Genomic DNA, 12,313 nt, shown 5'->3' on the forward strand with positions numbered 1-12,313 from the left:
TGCATCGTCTATTTCCAAAAGACATTTCAGAACGGACACGGATGTCCGTGGTTATACACAGAAGCGAGTTTTTGCTTAGCAAAAACTCGCCGTCAGCAAATGTACACGGAGGTACATTTGCTGACAGGGTATCTGTACCGTCTATTTCCCAAAGGTTTTTTTTCGCAATATACGGCGCATCCGCGTCTTGCATTGTTAAACCATAACAAGTTTGCTTACAGCCTTGCATTCCTTTTAAAAGAGATCAATTCTTCATAATACCTCTCTCCTTCGGGTAGCATTGCTATCCACTTACGATAGTTTTTGTTTTTGGGTTTCCAAAGGGCGTGCCCTTTGGTCGTAACAGACAGGACGCCGTTCTTTAAATTTAGCAGCCGAACAAAATAGCAATTTTGACGACTGTTGCATTAGAGCTCGGTAATAGGGGTTTCCAAAGGGCACCCCCTTTGGTCATAACAGACAGGATGTCCATTTCAGAAGCGGCACGGATGCCGCTGGTTCCACGCAGAAACAAGTTTGCCCTGCAAACTTGCAGCCCAAGAATTGACAGGGACGTCAATTCTTGGGCGATGGTCGTAGGGGGCTTTTTTTCTTTTTATCGAAAAAAAAGAAAAAAAGCCCCCTATAAAGGAGTACACGATGAAAAAACGTTTTTCTTTAAGGAAAAAGCTTGTTATTATTTTCGGTTTATTGGTTGCCCTTGCATCAACTGTTCAGGGTTTTCTTGCTGTTAGAATTGCACACAAAGCTGTAACTGAAAAAGTTGAAACACATCTTGTCGATAAAGTACAAGATACGGCAGAGGTTATTGATGGACGGGTAACTGCGTTTTGGCAGTTTCTTGAAGGAATTTCCCGTATACCTGCGTTCCGCAATGCAGAAATATCCTACACGGAAAAAAGCCGATTGTTAGATAAAGAAGCGGCTTTTGATGATCAAATTCTCCAGTTAAATATTGCCGATAGAAACGGAATACTCTATACCAGTGATGGTAAATCGACGAATATTTCTCATCTTGCATGGTATAAAGCCTCTAACGGCGGGCAGCGGTACTTTGCAGAACCGTTCATGTCGCCTATCCTGCATAAATTGGTTATGGCAGTCATTGTTCCGGTTATGGATGACAATAACACTCACATTGCGTCTTTAGTTGCTCTTATTCCGGGGCTGTGGCTTACCGATCGAATAGATGATATTACTGTAGGAAAGACGGGCTATTGTTATATACTTGATACGGCAGGAACTGTTATTGCGCATAAAGAGACGGGCGTTGTCGAGCAAATGTGGAATAATGGTGAGAAAGCAAAAACGGATGCGTCATTGCGTACGCTTGCTGAATTTGAAAAAATGGCTGTTGAAATTGATGACCCTTCCGTTGATTTTTACGACTATGGAGGAATAAATAAAATTGCGTCTTACGCTACAATGAAGACAACGGATTGGACAGTCATTATAAATGCCCCCAGCGATGAATTTATGGGAACTGTCAATACCTTGCGCTTCTCGATGATTGGCATCGGTCTGGCAATTTTAGTGATTGCGCTTATCATTGTATATCTTGTTGCTCGTGCAACGGTAAAACCGATTCAAAAAGTAGTTTCCGCCCTGCAGAATATCGCACAAGGTGAAGGAGACTTAACTGTCCGTCTGCCTGTTACGGGTAACGACGAGATTACCGATATGGCTGAATACTTTAATGAAACAATCGAAAAAATTGGCACGTCTATCCGGCAGGTCGGGGTAAATAGTGATGCGATGGAAGAAATCGGTACGGAACTTGCATCCAATATGACCGAAACAGCGAGTGCGGTAAATGAGATTAGTGCGAATATCGACGGGGTTAAACAGCAGGCAATGACTCAAGCTGCCAGCGTTACTGAAACGGCAGCAACTATCGAAGAAATTGTCCGAACGATTAAACAGCTGAATAACCATATTGAAACACAGGCAGCAAGTGTCGCTCAATCTTCGTCTTCGGTAGAGGAGATGGTTGCGAATATCGCTTCTATCGGACAAACACTGGGGAAAACCGATGACGTAATCAGAAATCTTACATCGGCAACCGGTGACGGCAAAGCAACATTGGAGATATCCAACACCGTAACACAGAAGATAGCCGAAGAATCCGGTTCCCTCTTGGAAGCGTCGAATGTTATTCAGCATATTGCATCGCAAACTAACTTGTTAGCAATGAATGCAGCAATCGAAGCAGCGCATGCGGGAGAAGCAGGAAAGGGCTTTGCTGTTGTTGCCGATGAGATCCGAAAACTTGCCGAAGAATCTTCTGTGCAAGGCAAAACCATCACTGCTACCTTAAAAACGCTGAGCGGAGAAATAGAAACACTTTCCAGCGCTGCTAAAACGGTAGAAGAAAAGTTTAATGCGATTTTCACGCTTGCTGAAGATGTCAAAGTAATGAGCTCCCGGCTTACTGAAGCAATGCAGGAGCAGGAAAACGGCAGCAAAGAAGTGTTGATTGCAATTAAGAGTATCAACAGCGTTACAACGGAGGTACAGGCAGGCTCTGAAGAGATGCTGAAAGGCGGACAGGGAGTCGCAGAGGAGATGCAAAAGCTGGACAATCTCACACGTATTATCACCGAAAGCATGAATGAGATGGCATCGGGAGTTGTGCAGATTAACAATGCGGTGCAGGAAGTAAATGCGTTGACGCAGAAGAATAAGCAGAGTATTGAGAGCTTGGCGGAAGAGGTTGGGAAATTCAAGGTATAGGCATAAACAGAGCGGGAAACTCAAAACATCGTTTCTGCTGAAAAACACCGGTATCTATGCCGGTGTGCAAAACATTGAGTAATACTCACAAACTGCATCAAGAGTGTTGACTTGTGCGGAGGCTTAATGCTCACATGCTGCGCCGAGGTATGCTTATTGTACACCGTTGTTACGAACCGGTGTACAATAAGCATTTTCAGGATTTAAAATCATTACAGATACTTGGTTTCTTCTAAAAAACTGACTTGCAATCTGCTTTAGCGGATATGATAAATCAGTTCCTTACAAAGCAAGCCGATAGGTCTTGATGTTTGTAGAGTGTCCCGGTTATTTTTCTGGTATGTGTATCTCGCTTTCCGTTACTCTAATGTCCCCTGCTGTCGCATAATTGAAAACACACTTGAGTCTCCTAGAAAGTGCGCAACTCCGGCAAATATAAAGGTTGTTCCGCCTGCTTGCACATATTCAGCACATTTTTGCGCCCATATACGGTTCCTATTTGTCAATAAAGCATCTGTATACTGCTGTATCTGTTTTTCTGAAAAAGATGCAGGAACTTCCATCAACATATCCGTAAGCAAAGCGGTAAGTTCTTTTCGGTTATTAGTCAAGTAGAGTTCACGAAGTTTATACAATTTTTCTGAACTTTCATTGATGTTTTGCAGTGAATGTATTGTGTCTTTGAGTATTGCCAGCTGATCTTCAAAGGTGCCGTATGATAATACTGCAAGCTGCTCATCAGCCGTATCAAGCGGTAGTATTGTTTTATCCTTTGCACGTGCTATAAGATGCATATCAATGCCGCTTTGCACATCAAACCCTATTTTATAAAACAGAAACTGTGTCAACACAGTATTGAGAAGCCAAGGATTACATAAGGCAAGCCGATGGACACTATCATCTCCTATTAGTTCATATAAAAAGGCGAGTTCGGTTTCCGACAGGATATTCAAGAGATTTTTATGAGGATCATTGTGGGTCTGCGTTACAAGAAACTCCTGCAATTTTTCCAGAAACGCTTCTATCTCCGGCTGTCCGCCAAGTTCGCTTACTACTTGGTCTGCGCGGTCAAATGCCCGCAAAACTTTCTTTTCAAGCGGATAAAACGACTGGTCCGCAATATGAATTGTACCCAGTATATACACCGAACCTGAGCTGCCTTTAATCTCCCAAAAAAAGCGTTCGGGATGTTCGATCAATATCGGTTTTGACTCCGGCTGTTTGTGCGGTTCAGTTTGGCGTGCATGCTGCTGAGTTGCACAGCTGATGAGTATGGCGCTTAAAACGAACAGCGGAATTACCGTGTGCAGTATACGCTTAATCGGCATTGCAAAACAAATACCGGATCGCAGCGAATGATAGAACTTATTTTCCAACATAAAAACTTTCATAACCGTATTTACTCCATATATTTTAAACAACATTGAATCTATGCATATTTAGGATGATAGCATAAAAATATAAAACAACTACTTGTGGAACAATCCCATCGGCGCAGAGTATCGAGGTATTAAACGTTCCGGACAAATAATTGCGTTATATTATAGAGCCCCCCTAAAAACTATATCTGAGTTTTTAGAAATGCCTTATAGTATAATAGAACGAAATCTCTAAAAATTGCAAGTCGATCGGTAAATAAAATACTGTAGTAAAGATGGTATTTTTGATTTGTATCTGGATTGAAAGTGACTAGTTGCAGCGCTGAGAGAAAATTGTTATAATGTACAACATGATTTTCCCCTTAAAAGAATTGATTGAGTTTAAAGGCAATATTTACGAAATCACCTGTGCTGCAACACGGCGTGCTTTTCAATTGGTAACTATTCAAGATCCCATACTGGAAGAAAATAACGATAAGGTTGTTTGCACTGCTGCATCGCAGGTATTTACCGGCGATATCGATTATAAAATTGAATATCATCCGGATTATTCCTAATCTTTGACCTCTTCTCATAGTATTTCTACAGCGGTTATTTTTGGGGCTACAGCCTGCGGAAAAACCGCACTTGCTGCACATCTTTTTACTTCTCATGCTCAAGCGGTAAAAGCTGAGGTTATTTCTGCGGATTCTGTGCAGGTATATCGTGGTATGCCTATCGGATCTGCCCAGCCGTCTCAGGAATTGTGTGCAGCATTGCCCCATCACCTCATCGGGATATGTGACCCACGACAAGAATTTTCCGTTGCCGATTTTGTGCGTCATGCTGATGAACTATGCAAGGACATTTCTGCTCGCGGTAAGCTGCCGGTTATCCTTGGCGGGACGGCTTTTTATATTAAGCATTTTATGTACGGTATGCCGGTTACGCCTCAAGCAGACCCGCTTATACGCGCACAACTGCAGGAAAAGCTGCGGCAAAAAGGGGCAGCAGCAATGTACGCTGAACTTGCTTCCTTTGATCCGGTATCGGCAGCAAAAATCCATGTTCATGACGAATACCGTATCCTCCGTGCGCATGAAGTGTATTACGCATCGGGACGACCGCTCAGCTCGTTCGAGCTGCCGTACCGTTACCGCGAGGGTTTCCGTTTCTGCCCCATTTTTTTAGACCGTCCCCGCGGTGAACTGTACCGGCGCATCGAAGACCGGGTTGATCAGATGTTTGCCGAAGGATTACAGCAGGAAGTACAGCAACTTGTGGCTCAAGGCTGTACTGCTGCATACCCGGCAATGAAGGCTATCGGGTACCGCGAGTTCTTTGAGCTTTCCCCCGATGTGCCGGCGGCTGCCCCGTTCGATGCGGTGAACGCCTTGATTAAACGGAATAGTAAGCGATATGCCAAGCGGCAGCAAACTTTTTTTCAAGCTTTTCCGAATGTTCACCGCATCGACATGACTGATCCTGCACACGAACAGCGTGTTGTACAGATATTGCAGGAGTTTTTTCGGTAAAGAAGTAAGGAATCGCTTAAAATCTTGAGCTTTTTAGTGATTTCTGTTGCTCTAAAATATTTCGTACGGAATAACTTCATTGATACGAAGATATACGTTCAGTTCCGCATGAAACTTTCCGCCTGCGGTATACAGACGGGGATTATTCCGGATCAGCATTTCTCCGCTAACCTCTTTCGGCTTGTTTTTTAGGTTTTTACGTAAATAGCTGTGGAGTGCATTGAGCGCCGCTTTGTGATAGGCATCCCGTATTCCATCGATCTCTTGTTTTCGGCTTGCGCTGCCCCGTCCCTTTGCTGTTGCCACTGGTATTCGGGTCCATTCTTCCCGCCGTTTGCGTAAGGCTTCAGGAATGCGGTATTCAGCCCAGCAATATACAGAAGGATACTCAATCCTTACGTCTGTAAGGCTAAGGCGTTTGTCATTATGTGCAATAGTGTGGAGTGGGGTTAGCTCAAATGCTTCTGCAACCTGCCGCTGCTTGTCAACCGGCGTATAGGTGAATTTCCATCCATAGATCATTCCTTCCATGAGTGTTTTAGAAAGTTCGATTATAGCAGTTCGCGGCGGCAATACGGTTCCCTGTACATCGTTATCCATCACCCCCGGCTGTGCTTCTAAAAATACCCATACAGGAATCCTCAGAATCTCCGCCTCGTCCGGTTCTGCACCGGAATAGCTGTCCGCATATATACAGGGCAGAAAACTCAACATGAGACAATACCATAAAATAACTGTTCGTTTTGCAATGCTTCTCATTGTTTTTTTCATGCTGATATGCTGCTCACTCACACTATCGGCTCTTCATCTGCCATTTAGCGGATGAAGAGCCATATTTTGAGCGGTTTTATGCCAAACCGTATTCTAATGTACAGCCAGGCAAAGAATAAGCCTGACAAATGAACTGAATGAGCTACAGAGTCATAAGTAAACAGCATATCATATACCTCCATACACCCATAGATAATGATAAGTAGGGGAGCCGGGACTGGAATAAGACCGAACACAAAAATCGTTGAACGCGGAAAAAGTACTGCAAAAAGATACATTACTGCAAATACCGCTCCGGAGGCTCCGACTAGTCCAACCTGCCATAGTCCGAAAAAACTATATCCCGTGCAGGCTGCAATACCGCAGAGGGTTGCAGTTAGCAGATAAAACAGTAAAAACTCCCGCGAGCCTATTTTTTTCTCTACTGCGGTGCCGAATATCAAAAGCCCAAGCATATTGGAAAATAAATGCCAAAAACTCCCGTGTACAAATTGATAAGTAAAAACCTGCCAATACATACGGGCACGAATAGTCAATAAAGGTGTCAGCGCTAAGAGCCGGTACATGGCGGGACTCACCATGGTCAGCAGCAATATAAGGAGACATGCTGCTGCAATCAACACAATTACATTCCGATAGGTATAGCGGAACGGCGTACGGATCAAATTCATAGTATAAATATCGGCAAAAGCCTCAGTATTCAACACGACCGCTGCCGAATACAGCGGTAAAAACATTATCCATTCTGCTTTTCCGGTGCTGCCGCTTCTTTGTTTGATTTTTCTTTATCAATAGAACCGAATACGGCATAGTTTTTCATTATTTCAAGAAAAATCTTAAATACTTGTATGTCTGTTTCTAAGCGTGCAAATGAATCCTTGTTTTTTGAACTGACCGAAATACTTTTAATATTCGTAATGAGTTCGGGTGTTGGGGCTTTTATGTCCTCTAAGAGGTGTTCCGTAAAGGTATAAAGGTCTAAATATGCCTTGCTGCCCATCTGTACAATAGCTTTTGCCTGCATATTCGCTATTTCCACAATTTTTTGCAGCTGCTTTTTTAAGTCTTTCCCTTTTTCAATTTCTGCAATATACCCTTGGATTTCTTGGATATTGCACTGTCCTTTTGGCTTAAAGAGTTGTTCGAATGCCTTGATTTTGTTCAGCAGTATTTCACACGATCGGTATATTGCGGCATATTGCCCTTCAACTTGCTTATTTGCAAAAAAACCTTCAATGAGCAGCGATTGTAAAAATGTTTTATAGTACGTCTCAAAATACCGTTCGGTAAAAGCTTTTAAAAGCTCCAGCGGCTTAACCCAATCAAAAGAAATGGTAGAAAGATTTTGAATGGCATCATTGATCGTGTCGTTATATCCTTCAAGCGGTTTTAAGGGTGCCTCTCCAAAACACTTTTCGATCAATCCGGCAATGTTTGTTTCCTTCATAACTTTTAGAAGCCGTTTGGAATCCGCTTGGAACCCATCGCTAATCCTGTCAATGTATTCCCGTAGAGGCTTAGCTTCTGCTACCGTTAGTTTTTCTTCAAAATTCGGATCATCTTTTATCAGTTTTAGCATAATAGGGATAGAGGTGCGTTTCAGCTGTTTTGATAGTATGTTTTCTATTTCCTGCAATGTTTTTTCCAGTTTTTGAGCGGCGTCATCGGTAGTATTTCCTGAATTGCGTGCAAGAAAGATCACATCATTAATTATGGCCGGCGTAATGATAACATGCTGAATGATAAACTGTAGGTCTAACAGATTTTTCGTGACATCCCCTGCATAGACTTCTTCAAAACTATCTTGCGAAATCGAAGGCGGTGTTGCTGCCGTTAGCTGTAGATTTTTATTAAAGCGATTTAAAAACGCCGCATAATCGAAGTTACACAAGTCGGAAAGGTAGAAAAGGCGGATTAAATCCTCCTCACGTGTTTTGAATGCCGGCGTTTGTGCAATTTTGATAAAGCTTTTAAAATTATGTATCTGTTCTTGGATTTGTTGCTCCATTTCTTGATAGTTTTTGCATTTAGACAGCATCTGGTTCCGCATCTGAAAGCTAAATGTTTTTCGCTGTTCCTTCTGTTCTTCGGAGAATACTGCTTCAAAAAATATATCTTGGTATTTTTCACAGATGCGCAGATCAGCGGAATTAACCGTTTTATCGAGGATCGCTTTGATAGGCTGCAGAAAATGATAGAGTTGATAGAGTAACGATGCAAATGCCGGCAGTAAAATTTTATCGGTACGGTAGAGCCGAGGATTCAGCTTCTTGATTTCCATCGCGTATACCTTCAGCTGTTTTTTCTTTTGATATTCCGGTGAAGAAGAAAAAAACAACCCCTCAAAAAAATCTTGTAGTGACGTAATAATCGTGTTGACAAAATTGAACATTATAACCCTCAAGTTTTATGCAGCCGTACTATACCGCCTGCAGAATAATTTCATAATCTTTTACAGAAGATGCCCTAACCAGCTGCTCGCGAAGTTTTGCTCCCCCATCGATGCCCTTTGTATATGCGGCAAACCTTTTCCGCATGTCGCGGCATGCTTTTTCTTCTCCTACTTCCTTACAAAGCTGCTCCAGCTCTTTTCGTGCGGTTTTTATTTTATCAGCTGCAGAGATTTCTTTGTAGCTTCCGGTACGCAAGAGTTCTTTTGTTTGCCGGAATATAAACGGATTCCCCATTGCTCCGCGTGCAAACATAACACCCGCACACCCTGTGCTCATCAGCATATTCCGCGCTGATTCGGGGGTAAACAGGTCTCCCGATCCGAATACCGGTATTCGTCCCTCCATAAGAGCCGCAAGCTGTGCGAGAATATCCCAATCTGATGTTCCACTATAACATTGCGCGCATGTGCGGGGATGGAGCGTTATCGCACTAGCCCCCGCCTCAACTGCTGCAAGGGCAGAGTCTTTCCAAGTTAGTTCGTTGTGCGACCAGCCCGATCGTATCTTTACCGTTACCGGGACAGCGGCTCCCCGTGCGGCAATAGCTTCCGTTACAGCATGCACCACCGAGTAGAGCTTTTCGGGATTCCGCATAAGTGCAGAACCTGCTCCGGTTTTCGTTATTTTGGGCATCGGACATCCGGCATTTATATCAATACATTGCGGCTCATATTTCTCGAGAATCCTGATCGCTGTTTCTGCCATATACTCGGGATTTGCTCCGAATATTTGGACTGCATAGCGCTTTTCGTTGTGTGCACGGGTAATAAGCGTTTCCGTTTTTGCCGAACTCCGCACATAAGCCTCGGATGAAACCATTTCGGTATAGGTAAAATCAGCCCCCCAGTCAACACAAATAGAGCGGAAACTCTTATCGGAATATCCGGCGACGGGTGCGAGAAAAATATTTCCCGGCAATACTAGAGTTCCGATTGTTACCGGGTGATATAATACAGGTGCGTTTTCCATGTACAAAGTGTTCCTATTCAGGCAGCTGGAAAGCTCTGCAGCTGTTCTTCCATAATTGTTCCGCTAACTCTTCTTTATCCTTCTTTAAAAGATGAGCCATAAATAAAACCGTTGCTACCGTGTTTGCGGGCATATTACGTTCTTTTCGGTATGCAGCAGGCGGCATAAAAGGACTTTCAGACTCAACAAGAATCCGGTCGAGCGGCAGCATTTGTACTGTTTCTTGTAAATTCCGTGCATTCCGGTATGTTAAATTTCCTGCAAATGAAAAGTACAGCGGAAGTTTTAGAGCTTGGCGGGCAAATGCTGCATCTTCAGAATAACAATGCAGTATGCCCCCTGCGTCAGGAATGCGTTCGGAAAGAATATTCAGTATATCTTTGCCTGCATCCCGGTTGTGAATAACCACCGGCTTCTTCGCCTTTGAGGCAATATCAAGCTGAGAAATGAATAATTCAATCTGAGACCGTTGGTCACCGTATTTTTTGTAGTAGTCAAGCCCTGTTTCTCCTACAGCAACAACTCCCGGTAACTGTAAACCTTTCTCAATGTGTTCAGTCCAATTTTTTCCGGGGGCTGTAACCTCGGAGGGTGAAACGCCGATAGCGTGATACACCGATGTATCAGATTTTAATGTTTCGTAAACCGTATAAAAATCATGCAAACTATTGCAAATACTGAGTATTCTAATGACGGAAGCTCTTTTAGCTTCTTGTATAGCCCGAAGCTGTGCCAACGGGTCATTATAGAGCAATCCTATGTGAGCATGAGTATCAAAAATTTGCATTGCAGCTCCAGTATAAAACACGGCAGAGTACGCCGATAGAACATCTTCTTGCATTTTCTGTCCTAATGTATAGTAAAGGAATACAGAAAACACAAGAGAAGAAAGCCAAAACACCACACTAATCCGCATAATTGAATCGATCAGTGCACATACCGGTTTGTTTTACAACCAATAACCAGACCTGTTCGATAACTGAGTTGTCGAACAGGTTGATGCGTTCTAAATCGCACAAATCATGCGATTTAGAACGCCGCATTTCAAGGTAACCAAGTCTCTGAAACGGAAGTTTCCAAACCGGTTTACTATAATAAGGATAACATAGGCTGCTCATGCCGTCAATGTTCCCTCAAGAGAATTTTACCGCCGGAAGGTTTAACGCCGGACTTCTGCAAGTGCCGAGCAGAATAAAGTACCCGCTTGCGCAACATTTAAGCTTTCAACCGCACCGCTTCCGGGTATTTTGACCAACACATCACATAGTTTCTTTGCAGCAGGCGTTATCCCGTGTTCTTCATTGCCTAGCACTATAACCGCTGCCTCATCCTTCCTAACAATAGAGGGAATAGCTGCTATGCTGCGGTATGCCCGATGATCTGCCCCGATTCTCACCAAATATCCGCTTGCTTCTTTTAGAAAAGCCTCTGCAGAAGGTGCTTTATATATGGTAATAAATTCCATACCCCCTTGTGCTATCCGATAAGCGCTTGGTGTCAGCTGTGCCTGAGTATCTTCACCGCTGATAACGATTTCTTTTATACCGAAAAATGCCGCACTTCTGATAATTGCCCCAAGATTGTTTGCATTTCCTATCCTGTCACACAGGAGCACTCTGGCACCCTCGCTCCTCCATTTTTGGATATGCTGAAGCCGGATATCCTGTATGCCCGGCATATCTATCATTGCCACTACCCCTTGATGATGAATAGAACCGCAGAGTTTTTCTAATTCACTATCTGATTGTACTAACCGGTAAAGCCGTTTGCGTTGTGCAAGATACTTACAAAGATCACCAAAAATACGTGCCCTATTCCCCGCAAAGAAAAACCGTGAAATTTTTTCAGGATGCTGAGCAGCGAGTGCTTTTACTGCTTCAAAACCGCACACTGCCAGCTCTTTTTGATATATTTCGTTCATAGGTATTAGTTATAGTGCGAAAAATAAAAAAAGATAAGGGGGAACCGCTGTCTTTTCATTCATATTTTATGATGATTTTTATAAATTTTACAATAAACCGTGATATTAGGAATATGCAACAGCAGAATAATAATGAAGAATATTGATATTCCAGTGTATTATGCGGTTGCTGATAGCTTCACTGAATATTGATGAGTAAAAATAAAAAAAAAGAAAATTGGTGTTGACAGAAAATGGGTGAATGTGTTAGTATCTGATCCTTTGCGTCAAGCGTATTTAGTTATGCTGGTGCGGCTAAGAAATGGAGTTTGTAGCACTTTTGCTGTTGATAAGTAGTTGCTTGATATGCAGCATGAAACTTATCCGAGTTATTGTACACAATGATTGCATAGTGTATAAAGAGGTATAAAAAACTACTTCTTTTTTTTAAGATTGTGAAAAAAAAAGAAAAGAAGGGCTTGACAAAATAAACGGTTTTGTGGTACATTCTCTCACGCTTGCTGCGAATAAAACACAGCAAAGCATAGTGATCTTTGAGAATAAAGGGAAGGGAAAGAAGATAAAGCCAAAGAG

General features: G+C 42.8%; 11 protein-coding genes. 3 read left to right on the plus strand and 8 right to left on the minus strand.

Going from position 1 to position 12,313, the window contains the following annotated elements; all coding sequences use genetic code 11:
* The coding region (locus tag ACTTJ8_RS10285; RefSeq protein WP_442721121.1) for a hypothetical protein at positions 1 to 193 on the minus strand (193 nt) is incomplete at its 3' end.
* A 446-nt stretch (positions 194 to 639) separates the two neighbouring features.
* On the opposite strand from ACTTJ8_RS10285, the gene ACTTJ8_RS10290 reads away from it, so the two are divergent.
* Positions 640 to 2,733: a methyl-accepting chemotaxis protein gene (locus tag ACTTJ8_RS10290; RefSeq protein ID WP_442721122.1), complete on the plus strand. Its 2,094-nt coding sequence runs from the start codon at positions 640 to 642 to the stop codon at positions 2,731 to 2,733.
* Between the two features lie 359 nt (positions 2,734 to 3,092).
* Here ACTTJ8_RS10290 and ACTTJ8_RS10295 read toward each other — a convergent pair whose 3' ends face one another.
* A complete protein-coding gene (locus ACTTJ8_RS10295) occupies positions 3,093 to 4,124 on the minus strand; it encodes a TraB/GumN family protein (RefSeq protein WP_442721123.1) in 1,032 nt (343 codons plus the stop codon).
* A gap of 338 nt (positions 4,125 to 4,462) precedes the next feature.
* Here ACTTJ8_RS10295 and ACTTJ8_RS10300 point away from each other — a divergent pair, with 338 nt between their 5' ends.
* Complete coding sequence (locus tag ACTTJ8_RS10300) at positions 4,463 to 4,669, plus strand: DNA-directed RNA polymerase subunit omega (RefSeq protein WP_442719421.1); 207 nt, start codon at positions 4,463 to 4,465, stop codon at positions 4,667 to 4,669.
* Between the two features lie 3 nt (positions 4,670 to 4,672).
* Complete coding sequence (gene miaA, locus ACTTJ8_RS10305; RefSeq protein WP_442721124.1) at positions 4,673 to 5,626, plus strand: tRNA (adenosine(37)-N6)-dimethylallyltransferase MiaA; 954 nt, start codon at positions 4,673 to 4,675, stop codon at positions 5,624 to 5,626.
* Positions 5,627 to 5,677: 51 nt separating this feature from the next.
* Here the strand turns inward: miaA and ACTTJ8_RS10310 are convergent, their stop codons facing one another.
* From ACTTJ8_RS10310 to ACTTJ8_RS10335, 6 genes are all read right to left on the minus strand, one after another.
* Entirely contained in the window at positions 5,678 to 6,418 is a 741-nt protein-coding gene (locus ACTTJ8_RS10310; RefSeq protein ID WP_442721125.1) for a hypothetical protein, read from the minus strand.
* A 23-nt stretch (positions 6,419 to 6,441) separates the two neighbouring features.
* Entirely contained in the window at positions 6,442 to 7,134 is a 693-nt protein-coding gene (locus ACTTJ8_RS10315; protein WP_442721126.1) for a rhomboid family intramembrane serine protease, read from the minus strand.
* Positions 7,134 to 8,789 carry a DUF5312 family protein gene (locus tag ACTTJ8_RS10320; protein WP_442719425.1) on the minus strand — a complete coding sequence of 552 codons (1,656 nt, stop codon included), beginning with the start codon at positions 8,787 to 8,789 and terminating at the stop codon, positions 7,134 to 7,136. Before ACTTJ8_RS10320 ends, ACTTJ8_RS10315 begins: the two co-directional genes overlap by 1 nt.
* 28 nt (positions 8,790 to 8,817) lie before the next feature.
* The gene (gene dusB / locus ACTTJ8_RS10325; protein WP_442721127.1) at positions 8,818 to 9,819 is read right to left on the minus strand and encodes a tRNA dihydrouridine synthase DusB; all 1,002 of its coding nucleotides are present in this window, start codon (positions 9,817 to 9,819) and stop codon (positions 8,818 to 8,820) included.
* Positions 9,820 to 9,832: 13 nt separating this feature from the next.
* Positions 9,833 to 10,606, minus strand: a complete 774-nt coding sequence (locus tag ACTTJ8_RS10330) for a TatD family hydrolase (RefSeq protein WP_442721128.1) — start codon at positions 10,604 to 10,606, stop codon at positions 9,833 to 9,835.
* A gap of 372 nt (positions 10,607 to 10,978) precedes the next feature.
* Complete coding sequence (locus tag ACTTJ8_RS10335) at positions 10,979 to 11,740, minus strand: TrmH family RNA methyltransferase (protein WP_442721129.1); 762 nt, start codon at positions 11,738 to 11,740, stop codon at positions 10,979 to 10,981.
* Between the last annotated feature and the right edge of the window lie 573 nt (positions 11,741 to 12,313).

Source organism: Treponema sp. (assembly GCF_052169735.1).
In the GTDB taxonomy this organism is placed as follows: Bacteria; Spirochaetota; Spirochaetia; order Treponematales; family Treponemataceae; genus Treponema.